Consider the following 19,379-nt stretch of genomic DNA (forward strand, 5'->3'; position numbering starts at 1 on the left):
CAGTCCCTCTTTGTTAAAGTCTTTCGAGTGCAGCGAGAACCGTCTCGAGTACCGCACGATCCGGGATCGATTGCTGTGCAGGAGCTCCGATTCCCAGAAATCCCTGCTCGAGGAGCACATCGACCATTACTTTGGTGATGCCGAGCGGACGATGCAGATATGCGCCCAGCTCGGCTATGGACATCCAGCGATCGCACCGCTCGACGATTCTCTGATACTCCGGCTCCAACCGCGACTTGTCAACCGGCAGGGCAATAACCTGGGTTGCTAGGTCGAGGTCGGTGTTCCTGGGACTGGTACGCCCATTAACAAGGATGTACAGCGGCACGAGCCGCCCAGCCTCGGCATCGTCGTCGCCATCCCACACGTCATACGTCATGGCCTGTACCAGATTGGCCATGGGGCATCAGCGCAGCCGGCCGTGCCTCGGTACCGAGGTATTCGCCGATTCGCCTCACCAGGCGGCTTATCTCGTAGGCGACCGTTCCCATGTTGACGGCCTGGTCGCAGACGACGGCCAAGCGGGCGTTCTGGCCGGCCGCCGCGACGAACATGGTTTGACCGCGGTATTCGATGACGACTTGTTGTACCGGTCCACCCTCGAAGTGCCTGCCCATTCCTGCGGCGACGCTGTGCAACGAGGACGCGCCAGCAGCCAGTAGCTCCGCGGCTTCCTGAGGCAACGACGTGGACTTCTGAATGATCAGTCCGTCGGCGGAAAGGACGGCGGCATACTCAACATCGGGAACCCCCACGAGATCGTCCAGCATCCAGGTCAGGTCATTCTGGGATGTCGAGTTGGTCATGCCTTCCTGCCTTGCCCATCTGTGGTTACGGTGTCGTTGTCATGCGATGTCTGACCGGCGGCCCAGGACTGTTGATACTGCGCAAACCGGTCCCGAGCCTCCTCGGGTGATCTCGCGGACTCCGCTTGCTGCAAGTCGGCGCCCGGCGGGTCGTCGTTGCGCAGCGCGGGCGCGAGGTGCTGCTGGGGCTGCCGGTGAGGCAGGGGCCTAGGCACAGGGGCACGTGATCGGGACGAATCAGCGCTGACCGCAGACGCAACGGAAGATCCTGCGCGGCTGGAGCCGCTCGCGCTGACGTTCGTTTGATGATCCTTCGTCGTGCCGCCCGCGCGGTGAGGAAGTCTGACCTGTCCGGCGTCGGGTTTGGATGACGCCTGAGCCGATCCGTTCGAGACGGTCACCACCGGCGTGGCAGGGGGCACGGCAGCTGGACGCTGATCGTAGTGACTGATGCCGTTCGGCGACGATACCGAAAGGCCGGCGCCGGGCAGCTGAGCGTCTGCATCCGAACCGTCAGGCGCGGCGTCGGTGGCGATGACGTGGTGGGGCAGAAGCACGACCGCCAGCAACCCACCGTACGCCGAACGGCGAAGGCTGACCTGGATACCGTCACGCTTGGCCAGTTCCGCTACGACGTGCAACCCGACCTGTGCGCCGTCCTTCAGCGCCGTTACGTCGGGCGTGGGCGAGGTGGCCAGCAGTTCGTTCGCGGCTTCCAGTGCGTCCGGCCTCATTCCTACGCCGGCGTCTTCGATTTCCACCACGACGCCGCGCGTGACCTCGTTGCACGCGACCCGCACCGTTGTCTCCGGAGGCGAGAACGCAAGCGCGTTGTCCAACAGTTCGGCCAGAAGATGGACGGTTCCAGCGACCGCCTGCCCCACCAACGCCACTTCGGGCGCACTGAGAAGCGTGATCCGTTGGTAATGCTGTGTCTCCGCGAATGCAGCCAGCAGCAGCCGACGAATAGGTACCGGATTTTGGAAGCGTCGGCCGATCTGTCCACCAGCCAGGATGACCAGGTTCTCCAGGAACCGTCGGGTCTGCGTAAGCTGATGGTTGATGTCGAACAGTTCGGTCAGCAGTTCTTCGTCACCGATTCGGTTCTGCAGGTCCTCGATGACCTTAAGTCCGCGCTGGAGGGGACGCTGGGGACGGCGCGCGACACCCATCAGCATCGTCATGCCGGCAGCCCGGGTCTTCGCCTCGTCGATCGCCGCTCCCGCCGCCACCCGTAGTGACTTGTTGATGGCGTCCGCGACCTGGCCGATTTCGTCGCTTCCGTAATCCTTGGTCGGCAGTTCGACCGCGAGGTTGATCTTTTCGCGTCGGCGTAGCCGCTCCATCATGGCCGGCAGCTGCTGGTCCACGATTCCGGCGGCCTCCTCGCCGAGTTGTGCCAGGCGGACGGACAGGGCCTGGTCTACCAGCACCTGCGACTGGCGGATTGCCCACAAAATCGCGGCGATCGCGACGGACAACGCCAGCAGACTCCCTAGCAGCGCGCCCAGCAACTGGTTGTTGCCGGTGTCGAGCGCCTGGACCGAAACCTGATCGGCCTGCGCAACGGTGAGGCTGACCAACTCGTCGGAGACCTGGCGGTTGAGCGCCTCCCAGCGCCCGCTGTTGACGGACAGGGTGCGAGGTACACCGTTGACCCACGCGCCGCCGGTGATGAGCGCGTTCTCGGCGGCGACAAGCTCCTTCCAGGCGGAGCCCTCGGCGAGGCTCTGATAACGCTCGCGTACATCCGGCTGCAAGTTGGGAGCGACATTGGTCAGCGCGGAGTGGTAAGCGCCTACCAGGCCCACGAACGCGAGATAGTCGTTCTGGGCGAACGCGCGGGACCCGAATGCGCCGTCGATGATGGATCCGGCGCGGGACATTTCGTCGGTGGCGCGGAAGACTTCCATGCCCGCTATGGCGCCCTGGGTGGCCGTGGCATCGGGCACTATCCGAGCCTGAGTATCGAAGAGGTCGGTCGCCGCGTCGAGCAGTTGGTTGTAGAACTCGTAGACCCGCTGCGGCGGGGCCGTCCGGGAATCGACGGTACTTCGTACGCTCGGGAGCTGATCTAGGTAACCGGTCAGCTTCTTCCACCGGGTCACGATGGAGTCCGGAGCGCCAGCCAACGCCGACTCGGCCACGTTGTTGAGCTTGGCAAGCGGCCGGTCGGTCTGCCGCCGTTGATCGAGAAGCCGCTGCAGGTCGCTCGACGTCTGCGCCAGGTACGCGACGCTCAATCGCCGCTCTTGCTGGATCGAGGCCAACGCGGAGACCGCGGGAATCGAAACCTCTCGGACGCTGGCAGCGACCGTCCGGTTGTAGAAACCTTGGAAGACGAGGTATCCGGAGGCCACGAGCCACAGGACCACGGCCACCACACTAGGGACGAGCACCAGCCTGATGACACGCCGTCTAATAGACTGCTGTCGACCGCGGCGCCGGTCCGGCACCGTTGGCTGATCTCCGTTGTGCGAACTGGTCCGCTTGTTCGCATGGTCGCCCTGTTGATGCGCCAACTTCGATCCAATCATGGGCAGCTTGAAAGAGTCAGTAGGCAGGTACAGCCAACCGACGTCGATGCGTACGCAACCCTAGCGGTGCGCCCGTTCTCGTACCAGCCCGCCTGGCAACGGCGACTCAGCTGGCCCGCCTAACTCGCGGCAGCACGAAATCTGTTGCCAGTAAAGGATTATCGGCAGACGATACCTCATCGCGTCGTCCGTAGCGATAGGACAGTGTGTTATGGACAGTTCAGCGCGGACGCCCAGCGACACCTCGCGCGGCTGAGCCGGACCGAGACCGGCGGACGTGCGACCCGGTTGTGGCTCATCGGCATGCCGCCAGTTCTACGCGGCCGCCATCACCGGCGCGCCGGCGCTCGAGGTCGGCGGTGACACGTGGACGTCACGCGCTGAAAGCCGGGCAGCCCGGAGCGGGTCGTCGGCAACGCTGAGGGGATGCCATGGGTAGCAGGAGGTCAGGCAGACGGCGGGCCAGCGTCGTACCGTCCCCGATGGCCCGGTGAAGCACTTGTCCAGACGACGGCGAGGTGGGGTGCACCACCACACCGGTTCGCAACGGCCACTAGATCAGTTCGGCCCCGGCAATAGACAATCGGTGATGTCGCCGACCGCCACGGACGGAACGTGGTACTTCGGCGACCCGATCGGATCGACCGGCAGGAGGGCATCATGACCAACACCCGACTCCATGAGGCGAAAGTTCGGCGGTTCTACGACGACAGCGACGGTGGAGAGGGTGCAGGCCAGGCCTACACGGCATTGATGGGCACCATCTGGCATCACGGTGCCCGCGACGCCGAAGCGGCCGGCAAGTCCGTGGCGGAGGCGGCGGAGATCATGGAACGTCGCCTGATGGACCTCGCCGGACTCGAACCCGGCCAGCGCGCTCTCGATTTCGGCTCCGGGCCCGGCGGCGCGACCACACAGATGGCAGAGATGACAGGAGCCACCTTCGTCGGGCTGTCCAATACCGAAACGCTCGGCCAGCGCGCCCGCCAACTGGCCGCCGACAAGGGGCTGGACGATCAGGTCTTCTTCCTGACCGTCGGCGACCGCGACTATCGCACCCTGGGTGCCTGGCCCGACGGCAGCTTCGACGCGGTCACGTTCTTCGAGTCGGTGTGCCACCTTCCCGACAAGCAGGCATTCTTCCAGGCTGCCTTCCGGGTACTGAAGCCAGGTGGTCGGCTGGTCGGACTGGACTGGCTACAGCGCCCGTTCGGCGACTACCAGACCGACGAGCAGATCCAGTCCATCATCAGGCCGGTCTGTGAGCACATTCGGCTGTCCGGCCTGGGCACGCTCGACAGCTATGCCGCCATGATGCGCACGGCGGGATTCGACGTCACCCACGCCGTGGACGAGTTCGAGGGAGAGCCGTGCTGGGGCAGCACCCCGCCCGAAGACCGGAAGAAGTGGTTGACCTACAGCGGCCAGTCCGGTGAGCTGTTCCAGGACGGCAAACGGGCGCTGGACGCCGCGCGAGGCGCAGGGGTGTTCACCGTAGGCTGGTTCGCCGCAACCCGGCCCTCAAGCCTGTAGCAGCCTGGGTGGCGCCCAGTCCGACGACGGCGCGCCCGTCGGTCAGTCCCTCTCCGCCCTCACAGGTGACGGGGACCGGGTTGGGCGGCACCCCGGTGGCGTCGACACGCACGGTACCGAGGCCGGATGTCACCAATCCAAGCCACTCCTCTCGGGGCCCGATCAGACGACCGGTAGGGCATGGCTCACGATCGAATACATGATCGTCCGGTGGCGAGTGAGAGCCTGATCACAAAGGCGACTCGGATGGTTACCGAACGTCACGACGCCCGGATCGACGCCAACCGGCATCGTTGATCACACCCCTTCCGCACGCGGGAACGCGATACGGGGCCCGACCGTTGCGACAACCCATTCGGCGACGGCGCTCACGCAGCTCGAGTGGCGCCGCCGCCTATGGACAGTCGATGGTCGACAGCCGGGCGGGAGGCAGCGACGAGCCGGGCCCGGGTGCCCCTCCAACCGGCATGATCGGATTGGGCGGGGTGGGGGCTCACTCGCTGTTCTCCCTACGCCCGGCCCCCTTGAGCTCGCCGCATCAAGCTAGACGGATCACTCTCTTGATAGGGCGTCGCTGGCGTGGCAGCATCAGCCAATGACGGCAGATCAAGTCATACTTCTCGATGAAGAAGGCAACCGGATCGGCGTCCACGCTAAGGCACATGTGCACCACCGGAACACTCCGCTGCACCTCGCATTCTCCTGCTACGTCTTCGACACGAACGCGAGGTTGTTGCTGACTCGACGCGCATTGACAAAACAAACGTGGCCGGGCGTGTGGACAAACTCCTGCTGTGGCCATCCGCTCGCAGATGAACCAATCGATGACGCCGTCGTCCGCCGCCTGAAGGACGAACTAGGCCTTGCCGCGGTTGGGCCGCTCGAGCTGAGGCTTCCTCGGTTCCGCTACCGGGCAACCATGGCTGACGGCGTGGTAGAAAACGAGATCTGTCCTGTCTTCAGCGCGACAGTCGATACGCAGCCAACGCCAAATCCAGCTGAGGTCGGCGAATTCCTATGGCTCCCATGGCAAGATTTCGCCGGATCCGTCCTCGATGGAACCCGCGATGTCTCCCCATGGTGCCGGCTACAGGTCACCGAGCTCGACGGACTCGGCCCTGATCCGTTGTCGTGGCCGCGAGGCCATACCGCGGACCTCCCGCCCGCGGCTCGCTTGACCCTGTAGGTGCCGAATATCGCATCCACGCGACTCAGAAGGCTTGGCGAAGTCATCGAAGAGCACCGAGCCAGGGCAGATCCTGCGCCTGGAGGTCCATCGACAAGGAGGAACTCGTCGATCGCGAAGGCTCGCTCGCCGCTATCCACCTCGGTGACAAGGGCTGCACCACGTAAAGCATCTTAGGATGGAGGTCCCATCCGATTCCGACGTCTTCGTCGACCTTGGGTGTCCGTCTTACTAATCTCGCGTCGGCGCGAAGCCGGTCACCTTTAGCAGGGCCGAGACGGGCACCAGGTAGCGCCTCCCCACATGCAATACCTCGACCGAAAACTGCCCGGTTCGTGCCAACTCGTACGCCTTGCTGCGTCCGATACACAGCACCGAAGCGGCAGTCACGAGATCGGTGACGGTACCCAATTCCCTCACCGCCTCCACGGTCCAAACACGCCTCGCCGCACGGCGTCCACTAGACCTGGTTGGCGCCTCCTCCTCTGGCAACGTCACCACCTCCCCCTTGTTGGCAGTTCTTTCGGACGCAGCGCACGCCACCGGTCGCACATCAGCCTCGCTGCAGGTCTCTAGCCATTGTTCCGCGTACCAGGAAACAGCACGCCGTCGTGGTCAGTAGATGACGGCGGTTGACGTCTTGGTGTACTCATTCGTCCCTGTCCTGCTGACAGCCCCTACGGCCCATGATGGGTGCGACCGGATCAACAGGGTCGTCCTCGGCGCAGCCGCCGCGTCGATTTAGGCTTGCGGGACTGTCCTACGCGTGGGGCACACTGGCGCCATGGTCGCGAAGACTCCCATGCGTCGCGCCGTACAGGCCACCGTCACGCCGTGCGGGAGCTGCGGGCAAAGTGAGCAGATGGTCAGCGTTGCAGCAGTTGTCCTCGAAGAATCCCCGACCGTGTTGGTACGGGCGGGCAACATGGGTGCGAACGGCTATGCCGGCTATCTGACGGGACGCGTGCAGACGAAGACGCGTCTCGCTGCGATGCTCGCGCCTCCGGCACGATTGCAGACAGTCACAGCCCCGGCGGTGTGCTTAGGCGTGGCGGTCTTCTTGGAGTTCGTGATGCTGTCCAACCTCGACCCGGCACGGTCGGACTTTGGCGCGGTGGCTGGTTTCGCCTCTCTGCTCGGGCTCGTCATCGCGGCCTTGACCTGCGTGATCCTGGTACGCAAGCGGAAGCTCAGTGCCAGTGGACCGATAGCAGAGAGGGCCCGCGCTCTGTGGCGGCGATGTTGGTACTGCCGCCGGTGTGGGGTCGTCACGCTGGCAATGACGGGCGGGTCGAACCAGACGTTGCCAGCACACGGCCTCGCTCGGACCTTGGTGGCGATTGCCAGGACGAAGCTGCACTGATCAGACCATCCGCGATAGCAGCACGGCCGCTGACCCGGTCTGGTTATCCAGCCCGTGGAGCCGGGCTCAGTCCTCGGTCTGGCCGGTTAATTCGGCTACGGCCAGTCGGGCGGTGGCACCGACGGCCTGGGTGACCGCAGACGGCCACCACCAGGGCTCGTCGTCAACGTACAGACAAGGTGCGGCCACGGTCAGGTCATCGCGGACGCGCTGCAGGTCGACGCCAGGCATGAGCACCCGTACGGTCGAGCCGCTCGTGACCGGCAGCAGGTAGCCGAACCGGCCGTCCCGGTCGGCCTCTGGGTCGCGGACCGGGTCACCGGCAAGCTGACCGCCTTGCTCCAGCACCGCTGTGATGAAGACGGTCATGTTCTGCGCTGCGGCGGCTTCGGTGGCGCCGTCAACCGGGAGAGTGCCGGGATTGATCACTGCGCCACGGTAAGGCCGCATACCGACGATCCATGCTGTCGGCACGGATGGGAGCGCGCCAGTCACTCGCAGGAGGGACGAGTACCGCGTGGATGGTTGATCGTCTGCAGGCTCACGCGGCGGCAGCGGGGTCGCCCTGTACATGCCCCGACACTGCGGCCTTGCGGATACCGCCGCGCCGCTTCCCGTCCTCGGCGCTGGTGCGCCTGCGGTCCGGGTCGGCTTGCCACCGCCCGCCAGAGGCAGGCCCTGCCGGACGGTTCCCCACCGTAGAGGCTCAGCCCGGGCGGCACTCCTTCACCGCCGGCCCCACCCGTGGCCACGACGCTGTATTCAACGTCGGATCCTGCCGCACAGTTCCGGGCCTGTAAAAGGTCACGTCAACCGCATCAAGATACTCAAGCGACAGATATTCGGCGCCGCGAAGCTCGATCTCCTCCGCACACGTGCTCCTCGCGACATGACCACGTCGCGGGACAACCTCGATCGCGAAGAGTGGACCAGAACCGCAGTGGGACCCGCGTTGACACCACGGTAACGGGGCCGAGTGTGCGACTCGGCGACCCGTCCCCTACCCGCCGCCTATGGTTACTGTCCGTTCGGACCCGCCGGGATCGGACGCACGTCGCAGCCGTCGTGGCCACGGATCGTCTGAAGGTCTACTGCCGGATCACCGTCGTGCGGGTTACGCTCCGAGTCCGGCCGACAGCCGACCGTGAAGCGCACGGGTAGCGTCACCGATTGTGAGGAAGTAGCTGTGGTGAAGACGGGCGAGCGGTTGTGACTCTGGCATACGTGGTTAGTCACGCCGATGACCACATCACGATCGTCCTCGCCGGCGAAGCCGACGTCCGGGCCCGCGACGAACTGCGTGAGGTGTTGTTTGACGCGCTAGCCGCACGGCCGACTCATCTCACCGTCGATGTTCGCGGTGTGGTCTTCATCGACTCGACGAGCATCGGGACCCTCCTCGCGGTGCGCCGTGCCGCCCGTCAGCGCGGCTGCGCCTTCGTGGTGACCAATGCCCGCGGCCAGGTACGCCGGGTGCTCAACGTCGCCGGTGTGCTGGCCGCCCTGACCAGAACCGGCCCGGTCGGGGAGGCGGCGAACGTAGCGAGCTGACCGTCCGCGCAACGGGCCGCGTCGCCGTCTCATGAGCGTGTGGTGAGCGCCGGTCGCGGATCCGTCCCCTCCGACGGAGGTCGTGGACGGCATACCGCGCCACACGCCAGATACTTGCTGCGCTTTTGCCCGGTATCATCCTCGGACCATTCCATCGACTCGGAGGATGCCTTGGCCCGTGTGGTGATTGTTGATGATGACCCTGACCTCCTCGCCGCGTACGCGCGTGTCCTCACCCGCGCCGGCCATGACACGGTGGCGTGCCCGGACGGCGAGTCGGCCCTGGCTCAGGTCCGCAAGGACCCGCCGGATCTGCTGCTGACCGATGTCGCGATGCCGCCGGGTATGAGCGGGCTGGAACTCGTGACCGAGATCGCCGCCGATCCCGCCGTCGCGGACATCCCGGTCATCCTGGTGACCGGCGGCTGGGTCGACCTCGACGGCGCCGAGCCGCCCCGGGTCGCGCGGCTGCTGCGCAAGCCCGTCGCACCGCCGGACCTGGTGACCACCGTCGAGACCGTTCTCGCCGATCGCCTGCGCCATCATGTCCGGTTACCTACCGGGTAAAGGGCCGTTTTGGCGGGCGGACCGGGGCGGTACGGGCCGGGGTACTTACCCGTTGCCGCCGGCCACCGCGTCGTGCAGGCCGGTCTGGCGGAGCTGGGCGGCGACCATGCCGGTGGCGTTGCGGACAGCGAAACCCAGGCCGCGCCGCTGGGCGGCGTTGTGGCCGGCTGCAAGAGCCCCGATGCCGGTGGAGTCGATGAACGTCACGTGCAGCAGATCCACCGTGACCTTGGCCGGCATCACACGGGTGGCGGTGTCGACGAGGATGTCGCGCAGCCGGGTGGAGGACTGGATGTCGACGTCACCACGGACTTCGACCAGCACGCTGCCGTCGGGAGCACGTCGGGTACTGATCAACGCGCTTGCCATGTCAGCTGTCCGGCTTCCTGCCTGAGCGGTGGTCCGGCATCCACCGTACGCCACGGGTCCACAACTCCGCCGAACGGGCGGCAGCCGATGGTGTGGGCCGGCGTATCGACGCCTGCGGCCGGACGCGCCGGGTGCGGGCCGCGGCTGGTGCCCGGGGTGACCGGGTCGCCCTGCACCTTGCGAGCGCGGGCGATTGTGCTGCCGGTGCTCGCTCCCTCGGCGCCGCCGGCGATACCACGATCGGCCGCTACCGTCGGTTTGCTCGACCGCCGATCTTGGTGCGGCCGCTACCGCCCCATGGTTGGCGGTCGAGCAAGGCCCTAAATGCGGTCACCCGATGGGGGGGATCGCCCGCGGCGACGTTTGGCGATCTCGATCGCGGGTTACCACCCCAGGCGCCCAACGCGCAGCTTGGAGGATGATGTGGATCGCGCGGACACGCGGCTGAGCCGCCGCCACGACGGCACGGTGATCATCCACGCCCGCGGCGACATCGACGTGGTCAGCGCGCCCCGGCTGCGGGCGGTTATCGCCGACGCGGTCGAACAGGCGGGTGAAGCCGGCATCGCGGTGGACCTGTCGGGGGTGGTGTTCATCGACTCGGTCGGCGTGGCCGCCCTGGTCACCGCGTTCAAGACCGCCCGTGCCGCCGGCCTGCCGTTCACCGTGGCCGCCGCCAGCCCGCCGGCGACCCGACTGCTGCGCATGACCGGCCTGGCCCGGCTGTGGGGCCTGGCCGACGACCCGCCCGCGGCGCCGACCGGCCCTCGCACCGCATTGACCCCGGTCGGCTAGCCGGCGCTCGCCGCAGCCCACGCCGGTCACGCGCGTGGCTGGTTCGCCGCGGTCGGCGCCCGGACGCGTTCGTCACCAGTGGCTCGGCTTGCCGTCCATCACGGCGGTCGAAACCGCCACACCCCGGGGCACAGCCCCACGCAGCCCTGCAGACGGATGCCGGGCTTGCCATCGTTCGACCGTCGCGGCCTGGATTTCATCGACTCCGCCGGCATCGGCGCCCTCGTCACCGCCCGGAGCATCAGCGCCCAGGTCGGCGTACCGCGGCGGCTGACCGCGGTCAGCGTCGTCACCGCACGGGTCCTCGGGGTGCTCGGTGTGGACCTCATGCGCGGCCCGCCGCCGGCCCGTATCGGCACCGCCGCCCCGGTGGACGCCGCCTGGCCCCCGTCGACGGTCGCCAGCACCATCCGCCCCCGCCCGATGTGGAAACCCGCGGAGGCGGCCGCAGGGCGCACCCGACGGTGTGACATATGCAAGATTCTCGGCGCCTTTATCGACGACGAGCGTTCAGTGAACCGACCGGGTTGACCGTGGTCGGGTCGCGCACCTCCCCTTCGACGCGTGGCCCGCGTACACGACCGTCACCCGGCGTCGGCTCGCTGGCCTCGTCCCCGCGGTCGCGGCCGTCCTCGGCATCTCGCCCCCACTCGACGGGGATTGCCGCGACACGTCGGCGGCGTGGAGCCGGGCGGAGACATCTGCCTGCCTTGCCCGGCTCCGCGCCGTCCCCCGGGACAGCGCGGCGCGCGATATCCCGGCGACGACCCGCGCCGCCTCGCCCGCCGGGATGCGCCTGCGGCGACGAGGCCTGTGTCCGACTCCCGCACCGGCCGGCACGACAGCGACCTTCCACCGCGCATCGAGCGTGGACGAGCCCGCTCCACCCGCCCGGGGCCGGCTCGTTCCGCGCCGCCCATCTGCCCCGTGCGCAGATCAGGACCGATGTCGGTCACGGTCGCCGCCCGAGACCGCCGACGTTCACCTCTCACCGCCCTCATCGGCGACACGTCGGCCGGCGTGGCGCTGGCCGACGATTGCGACGGCGGCGGTGGCCGCGGCCGCCGGCGCCACGCGTACCTGTCGCCCCTGGCTGACGGGCCCGAAGCCGCCCTCGGCGTGGCGGTGGGCACAGTCACGGCCCCTGCCGGGCCTGTCCGATCGAACTAACCCGAGAGTGACTGTCCGTGGTGACGATAACCGGGGCACTGACGCCGAATCAGACAGGAGGTGGGACATATGATCAAAACACCCACACTGTTGGCGGACGTGGCACAGCTTCGCGGGGTGCTGCGTGCCATGGACGCGTGGGAGACCGCCGGCGGTGACCTCACCAGCGTCGACGACCGCCGGCGTTTCGTCGCCAGCCTCGACAACGACACGGCCGACGAACTGGATGGTCTGGCCCTGACCCGGCTGGCGAGGCTGGTACGTGCGGCAAAGGCCGAGACGCACACGACTGCCGGCGTGCCCCGGGGCGCTCCAGGCCCGGCCGGCCTGCCACGGCAGGGGGCGACCGGCCGGGCAGCCGTGCCGCACGTCGTAACCGGCCAGGTGTCACCGCACCTGGGACTACCACGTCCGCCGTCACGTGACGTGCGGCCGTGGTGGCATCCAGCGGACGCGATGAAGACCCGGACCGCAGGCCGGCCACCAGTCGGATCGCAGCCAGCCGGATGCCAGCGCTTCGCCTGACCGCACAAGTGGCGGGGTATACCCCCGCCGCTACCGGACCGCTACCGGCTTCGTGCCGCCGGTGCCCGGTTGCCCGGCTACGGTCGCAGGAGCGAGACAGGACTTGAAGGAAAGCTCATGGCCACGGTGGTAATCGCCGAAGACGACGCGGCCCTGCGAGGGCTGTTCACCCGCGTGCTGACCCGTGCCGGGCATCACGTGGACGCATGCCCGGACGGTGGTTCGGCGCTGGCCCGGGTCCGCGACCACCGGCCGGAACTGGTCCTCACCGACGTCGACATGCCGCCCGGGATGTCCGGACTGGACCTGCTCGCGATGATCCGAGCCACCCCCGACCTGGCGCCCATCCCCGTCATCGTGACCACCGGCGGGCACCTGGACTCCGACACGGCCGCCGCGCTGGGGGCCACGCTGCTGCTGCGCAAGCCGGTATCGCCGCACGACCTAACCGCCCACGTGGATGCGATTCTCGCCGTCGAGCCGACTACCTGCTCGTGACCGGCCACGGAGCCGCCCGCGGTTGAGACGACCGAGGGCACGGTGGCCGTGACGCACGCGTGGGGTGTCAAGGCTGCGACACTCCCCCGCGATGTCGTCGCCCACCGCCGCGGTCTCCTCGGCGCCCGGCGGCAGGGCTGTCTAAGAACGTGTTTGAGAAGGTCGGCAGCCCATTGGTCCGGTCACGTCCACCGTTTCTGCTGTGGTTCCTGCTCACCTGGCCTGGCAGGGCCGTCACGAGATCCGCGCTGGTTGTTGGCAGACTGTCGGGTGTGATCGTCGCGGTAACCGGCCCGAGCGCGGCCGGGAAGACGACGTGGTGCCGACGCCACCACGTCGAGGATCTGGTCGGCGAGTACGTGCCGACCGGCGCGGAACCGGATGACACTGACCTGCCGGCGCAGGCTGCCTTCTGGTGCGCGGTGAACTGCCAACGGTGGCAGGCGGCAATACACCGCGAGCGAGTCTCCGGCCTGGCCGTGTGCGACGACGACCCGTTGAAACTGCACTACTCCTGGTCCCTGGTCCGTATCGGTGCGGCCAGTCGAAAACTGTGGACGTTTGAGGTGGCCGCGAACCGTGCCGCAATCGCGGACGGCCGACTCGGCTTCGCGGACGTGGTGCTGGTCTCCCTTCCTTCCGTTGAGGAGCTGCACCGGCGCCGGGATGCCGACCCGGTCCGTCGACGCCGCAACTTCGCCTTGCATGTTCAGCTCGCGCAACCGCTACGGGAGTGGTACGAGGCTCTGGACATGGTGGCGCCCGGTCGGGTGCGCTGGGAGCTGCCGTCGGACGGCCTTCCCGCGGTGCTGCCTGCGGCACGGCCGGACCGGTGTGACCCCGCTGTGCTCGACGCGCTGATCGAGGCGCTACCCGGTGTCGGCTGACCGGCGCATTGCCGTCTCTTTCGGTGCGGTCGTCGATTCGTTGGGGTGACTAATTTCCTGCAGGCCAGTGCCAACGGGGTTGACGGGTGGCCGGGCGGCCACGCGCCAGGCGTCGGGTAATGGTGTTGATGGCGGCCCATCGGATCATTGCCTCGGAGATCGCGGGATCGCGTTCGTAGTCGCGGGCCAGCCGGCGGTGCCCGGTCAGCCAGCCCAGCGTTCGCTCCACCGCCCAACGGCGGGGAATGACCGCGAACCCTCGTTGGCCGTCGGGCTTGCGCACGATGTGCAGCGTGGTGCGCAGAATCTGGGCGGCCCAGTCGACGAGCCGGCCGGCGAAGCCGGCGTCGGCGAACACGAACCGGACCGGCACGGTCAGGTACATGCCCAGCAGAGTGGTCTTGGCGCCGTCGCGGTCCTGGACATTGGCGGCCATCACCGCGACCACGATGAGCAGGCCCAACGTGTCGGTGACGATGAACCGCTTCCGGCCGTTGATCCGTTTCGCCGCGTCATAGCCGCGCGAGTCCCGGCCGACGGTGTCGGCGCCTTTGACCGCCTGGGAGTCGATAATCCCGGCGCTGGGCTGCGCGTTGCGGCCCTGCTGGACACGCAGCTGCTCGCGCAACGCCGCCAGCATCACCTCGGTGACCTTCCGCTGCTCCCACCGCGTGAAATACCAGTACACCGTCTGCCAGGGCGGGAAGTCTGCGGGCAACTGCCGCCACGAGCAGCCGGTACGCACCACATACAGGATCGCGTCCACGATCGCGCGCCGCGGATGCTTCTCCGGCCGGCCACCCGTGTTGGCTGTGGGCAACAACGGCTCGACCAGGTTCCACTGCCGATTGGTCAGGTCCGAGGGATAGCGCCGCTCGCGTGCCATTCGTCCACCATGGATGTATTGACATCTTCAATCACGCTGACACGCCGGCATCGTTCAACTTCTCAAACACGTTCTTAGGCAACCTCACGTCCCAGCCCTTTCGGGAGAGCCGGCCCATGATCATCAGCAGTCTGCCCGGTCGGGCCCGGCCGAAAGCTGGCCGTGCCGGTCGCGGTCGTACCGCTCGCCGTCCGCAGCTTCGCCATCGTCGCCCGGCACACGTTTGCCAACAGCGTCGTGATGTCGGCCGGCGTCCCTTCCGGGCCGTGTGAGGACCAGACGATGGTCATGTACAGGTTGCCGTCGAGCACAACCACCTTTGGGCCAAGACCCTCGTCGACAAAGACGTAAGCGCGCTGACCGAGATTCTGAATGTCGGTGAGCTTGCCGTCCTTTGCTGTCCGCTGGTGGGAGGGCCGGATGCCTTGGAACTGTGCTGCGGCAGTGCTAGGTGTCGGCGTCAAGTTGACCAACATCTGTACCAATCCGCGTGCCGAATCGGATGCTTCCAGCATCGCGGAGCATCGCATGTCCGATGAGTACGGGGAGTTGTACGAGTCGTGCCGTGTCTGGGTCTGCTTGGGGAACCGTGACGACAGCGCGGACAGGTCCACCGTGGCGCACAGGTCGTCGACGGGTGTGTAGACAAACGGGGATTGGCTTGTCTCGGGCGACGCGCTGGCGCTCGGCCTGGGGCTCCGGTTGCCTCCGCTCCTACCGTGACCGGTCCCGCCACAGGCGCCGGCAAGCATGCCGGCCAGCACGATAACGATGACACCGTGACGCGTTTTCACAATGACCTCCCGTGAGCAGTGATGTGACTTCCCTCGACGTGACCAGTGGCGGTCAGCGTTGGGCCTGTTCGTTCATGTGTTGGTCTCGCCTGTTCTCCTCGGCCGCGCCGCTCGCTTCCCGACCTGGTCAGGCCACGGCCTCGACACGGTGACGCCACGACGCGGTCCGGGCCGCCGGGTGAACGCGATGTGGGCGGCGCCGTCGCCGCTGTCCGCGGGGCGCGACGAGGTTGCCGCCCTGGGTCAGGTGCGCGTGCGCACCCGCGTTCGTCGGCGTGCCGCCGAACGTTGTTCTGCCGAGTCCGGGCCCGGCGGCTGGACGGTGGCGAGGTGACGAGCGCGGTGGGCCAGCGCTTGCAGCATGTCGGCGAACTGTTGGCTGACCGGTGGTTCAGTGCGGCCCAGCAGGCGGGCTTCCTCGGCCTGTACCCGCTGGTGGAGCCGGCCCACGAGCGCGAGCCCGGTGTCGGTGGGTTGCAGGTGGACGCGGCGCTTGTCCGTGGCGTGCCGGTGGCGGCGGACCAGACCGCGACCTACCAGACCGGCCAGCACCTCAGTCAGCGTGGCTTTGGCGATGCCGACCTCTGCGGCGACCGCGCGGGTCTCGATCCCCCGGCGTCGGCAGATGAGCACGAGCACGTCCCATGCTGTCCAGCGCATGCCCTCGGGCAGCAGAACGGCCCGTTCCACGTAGCTGCGGAGCGCGTTGCTGGTGTGGTTGAGCTGTGCAACCAGACCAATTCCGTAGCCTGCGGTGTTCGGTGCCCTGTCCGGCTCGGCGCCCAGGTTCGGCGGTGTGGCGCCGGGATTGGTGGCGGGTGGCTCGGTCATGTCCGCCGCCCTCGACGAGCTCGTCTCGCCTGCGGCAGACTGCAGCACTGGTCCGGTGATCGGTGTGCGCCGCGATGGCCGACGCGTGTACCGGTCGCGGAGTGGTTGGGATACGCCGCTGTGGTGGTGGCGCTCATCGGCTCCTCCTGTGGCTGCTGCGGTGGATGTGGTCGAGTAACCGGCGACGGGGGCCCGCGCTGGTCGCCGTGGCCACGGGCGATGGTCCCGTCGTGGTTGCTTGCGACAGCGGTGCTCAGGTTCCGAGCGGCACGCCGGCCTGTGTCATCCATGGCACCGGGTCGATGGCGTTGGCGTGCGTGAGGGCGCACCTGCTGGCGGTGCAGGACACGCCGATGTGCACCTCGAAGTGCAGGTGCGGGCCGGACGAGTTACCGGACGTGCCGACGACACCGATCGGATCGCCCGCCTGTACGGTCTGGCCGACGGTGACCTGGGGTTTGGTGACCATGTGGCAGTAGCGGGTGGCGACCCCTCCGCTGTGCTGGATCTCGACGTACCAGCCGCAGCCGACTGTCTGCGCGCTGCCGTCGATGTCGCAGTTTCCGGTGGAGCGGTCGCAGCCGGCCCACACCACCCGCCCGGCCGAGGCCGCCCGGATGATGGTGTAGCGGGGCGCACCGAGGTCGACGCCGTAGTGGCCGGGCCGTTGCGGGGTGCGGAAGCCGGAGACGATGGCGGCCTTGACCGGCTGGGTCCAGCCTCCGGAGGACACCATTGGCGGTGCGCCGCAGCTGACAAGGCTGGCCCCGGGCAAGTCGGTGATCGCGGCGACGCCGGAGAGGGCCGCGACGACAACGCCGGCGTCGTTTTCCCACCGGGCGTACGCGTCCGGAGTGGCCGAACGTTGGACCGCCTGCGCGGCCTCCGTCAGCGGCAAGGTTTGCCAGTTCGGGACAGTCAGCAGCTTCTCGTAGAACTTGCGTGACGCATAGACGGGATCGGTCAGCTGTACGACGGTCCCCCAGCCTTGGCTGGGGCGTTGCTGGAACAGACCCACCGAGTCGTGGTCGGTGGCCACCGACAGGTTGGTCAGGCTGGATTCCTGCATGGCCGTGGCCACCGCGATTACCCAGCCGCGCGGTGGCACGGTCATACCTTTACCGACGCCAACGACGGTCGCGGCGTTGCCGACCTGCGTGCTGTTCCACCGTCCGACAGGGCCCGTCCGACCCGGCCCGGCGGCCGCCGGTGTTCCCGCGCCGCCGAGCCCGTTGCCGACGCAGGCATTGGCCTGCGGCTCACTGCTGATGACGGCGACGATCGGCAGGCCACACAGCAGTGCCACCGCGGCGACCACAGCGATGACCAGTCCGCTGGCGCGTCTCATCGCGGCGTCCTGGTAAAGCCGACGCCATTGACCAGCCACTGTCCCGACACCGTCACGCAGGTCAGCCGCAGCGTGCCGGCGTCGGTGGGCACCTCGACGACGACCACGTCGGTGTTGGACGACACCACCACGAGCGGTCCGGTGATGCGGCGGGCGGGCACGTTGGCCGGATTGACGGTGTCCAGCAGCTGGAAATAGCTCGGGTGGGTGTAGGGCCGCACGCCGGCCAGCCATGCGCCGGCCGGCAGGTCCGGTCGGGCCCAGGCGCGGGCGAACGCCTGCGCGCTGGACAGGGCCGCAGGTGGTGCGGGCATGCTCGGCGCGGCGCCGACCACACCATCGTCGTCGATGGTCCGCGACGCGCTGGGTTCCGGGCGCGGGGAGGCAGAGTCAGCACCTGCCGGCGGACGCGCGGAGTGCGTCACGGCGCCCGTCGGCGGGCGCGCTCGCCCGGCCGGGTTGTCGCCGGCGCCCTTACAGCTGGTCAGAGCGACCAGCACGGTTACGGCAACGGCGGTGACCGCAGTGCGGCGTCCGGCGGTCATCGCGTGTGCTGCTTGGTCGGCTCGGGCCAGTTGCCGAGGGCGTCGTTGAGCACGTTGCACACCGACCGGCAGGTGCTGTAGAGCGCGACGAGCGCTGCTACGCGCCGTGATGGCGTCGCGCCCTGGGCGTAGGCGAGCATGGCGCGCAGGTCGAGCAGGCCCTGGTCGACCCGGGTCAGCGTCTGCGCGTAGCGGTCAGCGGGCGCGGCGGGCGCAGACTCGACCGTGGCCGCTGTCTGCGTGGCGTGACCGGCGTCGGTTGCCGACATCACTCCTCCTCCAGGTCCGGGCCGCCGTCGTCGCCGCCGTGTGCGTCGAGGTCGTCGGCCGGTGTCGGGTCGTAGTCGCCGTCAAGGTCGAAGTCGGTCTCGTAGTCCAGGCGCCGCCGGCGCTCGTCTTCCAGCTCGGCTTCGAGGTCGGGGTCGGTCATGTCGTGGTCCTTCTGGTTGATGCGACCGGTGATGGCGTCATAGAGCCCGGCGACGGCCAGCACGGTTTCTCGCAGCCCGCCGAGCAGGTCCTCCCAGGACTGGCGATCCGACACCAATGCGGGCTGCGTCACGGCTGGTCACCCCCGTCGGTATCGGTCCCGGGATCGACGGCCGGTCGGCGGCCGGCGAGGTCGTCCTCGGCGGTTTCCAGAGCGTCCAGCCGCCAGGTGGACGGCCAGTTCAGCTCGATGCGCCGGTCGCTGTGGGTACCGTTGCGGCAGCGGGTTGCGTCATCCCAGTCGTGCAGCCGGATCCGGGCCCGGGCCAGCCGCTCGTGCCATAGCAGCGGTGCGTCCGCCGACGCGTCGTCGCCGTAGGCGGCGTACCAGGCCGCGCACAGCGCGGTCAGCTCCTCGACCAGCGGCGGGTGCTTCGGCCAGCACCGCGGTAGCTCCTCGGCGAGCTGGTAACGGGCCACCACCCAGCCGACCCAGTTGATCAGCCAGACCCAGGTATTGCTCGCCTGGACCCGGTCAAGGTCCTGCCAACGCAGCGGAACGGGCACCGTCGCGGGTTGGCGGCGCCCGGGCTGCTGGGAGTCGACGCGGCCGCGAAGGTCGTCGTAGCCGGCGGCCAGCTCGGCCACCGCAGCACGCAGTGTGTCCAGGCCCTCGCCGAGCAGGGCAATGGCCTGCATGTCCGGCGGGGCGTTGTCCGGCAGCTGGAAGGCGAACGGCTTGGGCGTGTCGGCTGCCAT

Annotated in this window: 23 protein-coding genes; 10 read left to right on the top strand and 13 right to left on the bottom strand. The window is 68.1% G+C overall.

Annotated features, from left to right (window positions below):
* Positions 1–13 precede the first annotated feature (13 nt).
* Genes Pme01_RS10680 through Pme01_RS10690 form a run of 3 tightly spaced genes read right to left on the bottom strand, consistent with a single transcriptional unit; the run spans position 14 to position 3,181 of the window.
* Entirely contained in the window at positions 14–379 is a 366-nt protein-coding gene (locus Pme01_RS10680) for a DUF742 domain-containing protein (protein ID WP_168114544.1), read from the bottom strand.
* On the bottom strand, positions 369–806 hold the full coding sequence (locus Pme01_RS10685; protein WP_168114545.1) for a roadblock/LC7 domain-containing protein: 438 nt from the start codon (positions 804–806) through the stop codon (positions 369–371). Before Pme01_RS10685 ends, Pme01_RS10680 begins: the two co-directional genes overlap by 11 nt.
* Positions 803–3,181: a sensor histidine kinase gene (locus tag Pme01_RS10690; RefSeq protein WP_239088135.1), complete on the bottom strand. Its 2,379-nt coding sequence runs from the start codon at positions 3,179–3,181 to the stop codon at positions 803–805. The genes Pme01_RS10685 and Pme01_RS10690 overlap by 4 nt, the downstream gene beginning before the upstream one ends.
* Positions 3,182–4,003: 822 nt before the next feature.
* On the opposite strand from Pme01_RS10690, the gene Pme01_RS10695 reads away from it, so the two are divergent.
* The 3 genes from Pme01_RS10695 to Pme01_RS10705 all read left to right on the top strand — a co-directional run bounded on the left by Pme01_RS10695 (position 4,004) and on the right by Pme01_RS10705 (position 7,425).
* Positions 4,004–4,876, top strand: coding sequence for a class I SAM-dependent methyltransferase (locus Pme01_RS10695; protein ID WP_168114547.1), 873 nt, complete (start codon positions 4,004–4,006; stop codon positions 4,874–4,876).
* A gap of 595 nt (positions 4,877–5,471) precedes the next feature.
* Entirely contained in the window at positions 5,472–6,062 is a 591-nt protein-coding gene (idi, locus tag Pme01_RS10700) for an isopentenyl-diphosphate Delta-isomerase (protein WP_168114548.1), read from the top strand.
* Positions 6,063–6,846: 784 nt separating this feature from the next.
* Entirely contained in the window at positions 6,847–7,425 is a 579-nt protein-coding gene (locus Pme01_RS10705; protein WP_168114549.1) for a hypothetical protein, read from the top strand.
* Positions 7,426–7,491: 66 nt separating this feature from the next.
* On the opposite strand, the gene Pme01_RS10710 is transcribed toward Pme01_RS10705, so the two are convergent.
* The gene (locus Pme01_RS10710; protein WP_203935534.1) at positions 7,492–7,854 is read right to left on the bottom strand and encodes a hypothetical protein; all 363 of its coding nucleotides are present in this window, start codon (positions 7,852–7,854) and stop codon (positions 7,492–7,494) included.
* A 795-nt stretch (positions 7,855–8,649) separates the two neighbouring features.
* On the opposite strand from Pme01_RS10710, the gene Pme01_RS10715 reads away from it, so the two are divergent.
* Positions 8,650–8,976 carry an STAS domain-containing protein gene (locus Pme01_RS10715; RefSeq protein WP_168114551.1) on the top strand — a complete coding sequence of 109 codons (327 nt, stop codon included), beginning with the start codon at positions 8,650–8,652 and terminating at the stop codon, positions 8,974–8,976.
* Between the two features lie 180 nt (positions 8,977–9,156).
* Positions 9,157–9,543 carry a response regulator gene (locus Pme01_RS10720; RefSeq protein ID WP_168114552.1) on the top strand — a complete coding sequence of 129 codons (387 nt, stop codon included), beginning with the start codon at positions 9,157–9,159 and terminating at the stop codon, positions 9,541–9,543.
* A gap of 45 nt (positions 9,544–9,588) precedes the next feature.
* Here the strand turns inward: Pme01_RS10720 and Pme01_RS10725 are convergent, their stop codons facing one another.
* Positions 9,589–9,912, bottom strand: coding sequence for an STAS domain-containing protein (locus Pme01_RS10725; protein ID WP_168114553.1), 324 nt, complete (start codon positions 9,910–9,912; stop codon positions 9,589–9,591).
* A 423-nt stretch (positions 9,913–10,335) separates the two neighbouring features.
* On the opposite strand from Pme01_RS10725, the gene Pme01_RS10730 reads away from it, so the two are divergent.
* From Pme01_RS10730 to Pme01_RS10750, 5 genes are all read left to right on the top strand, one after another.
* On the top strand, positions 10,336–10,707 hold the full coding sequence (locus Pme01_RS10730; protein ID WP_168114554.1) for an STAS domain-containing protein: 372 nt from the start codon (positions 10,336–10,338) through the stop codon (positions 10,705–10,707).
* 165 nt (positions 10,708–10,872) lie between these two features.
* A complete protein-coding gene (locus Pme01_RS10735; protein ID WP_168114555.1) occupies positions 10,873–11,238 on the top strand; it encodes an STAS domain-containing protein in 366 nt (121 codons plus the stop codon).
* Between the two features lie 708 nt (positions 11,239–11,946).
* Positions 11,947–12,402, top strand: coding sequence for a hypothetical protein (locus Pme01_RS10740; protein WP_168114556.1), 456 nt, complete (start codon positions 11,947–11,949; stop codon positions 12,400–12,402).
* A gap of 117 nt (positions 12,403–12,519) precedes the next feature.
* Positions 12,520–12,900: a response regulator gene (locus tag Pme01_RS10745; RefSeq protein WP_168114557.1), complete on the top strand. Its 381-nt coding sequence runs from the start codon at positions 12,520–12,522 to the stop codon at positions 12,898–12,900.
* A gap of 272 nt (positions 12,901–13,172) precedes the next feature.
* The gene (locus tag Pme01_RS10750; RefSeq protein WP_203935535.1) at positions 13,173–13,787 is read left to right on the top strand and encodes a hypothetical protein; all 615 of its coding nucleotides are present in this window, start codon (positions 13,173–13,175) and stop codon (positions 13,785–13,787) included.
* Positions 13,788–13,836: 49 nt separating this feature from the next.
* Here Pme01_RS10750 and Pme01_RS10755 read toward each other — a convergent pair whose 3' ends face one another.
* From Pme01_RS10755 to Pme01_RS10790, 8 genes are all read right to left on the bottom strand, one after another.
* Positions 13,837–14,673 (bottom strand): IS5 family transposase, encoded by an 837-nt coding sequence (locus tag Pme01_RS10755; protein ID WP_168114558.1) that lies wholly within the window; start codon positions 14,671–14,673, stop codon positions 13,837–13,839.
* Positions 14,674–14,747: 74 nt separating this feature from the next.
* On the bottom strand, positions 14,748–15,467 hold the full coding sequence (locus tag Pme01_RS10760; RefSeq protein ID WP_168114559.1) for a hypothetical protein: 720 nt from the start codon (positions 15,465–15,467) through the stop codon (positions 14,748–14,750).
* A 243-nt stretch (positions 15,468–15,710) separates the two neighbouring features.
* Complete coding sequence (locus tag Pme01_RS10765) at positions 15,711–16,298, bottom strand: MarR family winged helix-turn-helix transcriptional regulator (protein ID WP_168114560.1); 588 nt, start codon at positions 16,296–16,298, stop codon at positions 15,711–15,713.
* Positions 16,299–16,551: 253 nt separating this feature from the next.
* Complete coding sequence (locus Pme01_RS10770) at positions 16,552–17,646, bottom strand: M23 family metallopeptidase (protein ID WP_168114561.1); 1,095 nt, start codon at positions 17,644–17,646, stop codon at positions 16,552–16,554.
* Entirely contained in the window at positions 17,643–18,191 is a 549-nt protein-coding gene (locus tag Pme01_RS10775) for a hypothetical protein (RefSeq protein WP_168114562.1), read from the bottom strand. Before Pme01_RS10775 ends, Pme01_RS10770 begins: the two co-directional genes overlap by 4 nt.
* Complete coding sequence (locus Pme01_RS10780) at positions 18,188–18,460, bottom strand: hypothetical protein (protein WP_168114563.1); 273 nt, start codon at positions 18,458–18,460, stop codon at positions 18,188–18,190. The genes Pme01_RS10775 and Pme01_RS10780 overlap by 4 nt, the downstream gene beginning before the upstream one ends.
* The gene (locus Pme01_RS10785; protein WP_168114564.1) at positions 18,460–18,753 is read right to left on the bottom strand and encodes a hypothetical protein; all 294 of its coding nucleotides are present in this window, start codon (positions 18,751–18,753) and stop codon (positions 18,460–18,462) included. Before Pme01_RS10785 ends, Pme01_RS10780 begins: the two co-directional genes overlap by 1 nt.
* Positions 18,750–19,379, bottom strand: a complete 630-nt coding sequence (locus Pme01_RS10790) for a hypothetical protein (RefSeq protein ID WP_168114565.1) — start codon at positions 19,377–19,379, stop codon at positions 18,750–18,752. Before Pme01_RS10790 ends, Pme01_RS10785 begins: the two co-directional genes overlap by 4 nt.

Source organism: Planosporangium mesophilum, from assembly GCF_016863255.1.
Taxonomy (GTDB): Bacteria; Actinomycetota; Actinomycetes; order Mycobacteriales; family Micromonosporaceae; genus Planosporangium; species Planosporangium mesophilum.

Excerpts from the sequence above, each read along its gene's own strand:
- Pme01_RS10680 (WP_168114544.1), bottom strand. The coding sequence starts at position 379 with ATGACGTATGACGTGTGGGATGGCGACGACGATGCCGAGGCTGGGCGG.
- Pme01_RS10685 (WP_168114545.1), bottom strand. The coding sequence starts at position 806 with ATGACCAACTCGACATCCCAGAATGACCTGACCTGGATGCTGGACGAT.
- Pme01_RS10695 (WP_168114547.1), top strand. The coding sequence starts at position 4,004 with ATGACCAACACCCGACTCCATGAGGCGAAAGTTCGGCGGTTCTACGAC.
- idi (WP_168114548.1), top strand. The coding sequence starts at position 5,472 with ATGACGGCAGATCAAGTCATACTTCTCGATGAAGAAGGCAACCGGATC.
- Pme01_RS10705 (WP_168114549.1), top strand. The coding sequence starts at position 6,847 with ATGGTCGCGAAGACTCCCATGCGTCGCGCCGTACAGGCCACCGTCACG.
- Pme01_RS10725 (WP_168114553.1), bottom strand. The coding sequence starts at position 9,912 with ATGGCAAGCGCGTTGATCAGTACCCGACGTGCTCCCGACGGCAGCGTG.
- Pme01_RS10740 (WP_168114556.1), top strand. The coding sequence starts at position 11,947 with ATGATCAAAACACCCACACTGTTGGCGGACGTGGCACAGCTTCGCGGG.
- Pme01_RS10745 (WP_168114557.1), top strand. The coding sequence starts at position 12,520 with ATGGCCACGGTGGTAATCGCCGAAGACGACGCGGCCCTGCGAGGGCTG.
- Pme01_RS10755 (WP_168114558.1), bottom strand. The coding sequence starts at position 14,673 with ATGGCACGCGAGCGGCGCTATCCCTCGGACCTGACCAATCGGCAGTGG.
- Pme01_RS10765 (WP_168114560.1), bottom strand. The coding sequence starts at position 16,298 with ATGACCGAGCCACCCGCCACCAATCCCGGCGCCACACCGCCGAACCTG.
- Pme01_RS10770 (WP_168114561.1), bottom strand. The coding sequence starts at position 17,646 with ATGAGACGCGCCAGCGGACTGGTCATCGCTGTGGTCGCCGCGGTGGCA.
- Pme01_RS10775 (WP_168114562.1), bottom strand. The coding sequence starts at position 18,191 with ATGACCGCCGGACGCCGCACTGCGGTCACCGCCGTTGCCGTAACCGTG.
- Pme01_RS10780 (WP_168114563.1), bottom strand. The coding sequence starts at position 18,460 with ATGTCGGCAACCGACGCCGGTCACGCCACGCAGACAGCGGCCACGGTC.
- Pme01_RS10790 (WP_168114565.1), bottom strand. The coding sequence starts at position 19,379 with ATGGCAGCCGACACGCCCAAGCCGTTCGCCTTCCAGCTGCCGGACAAC.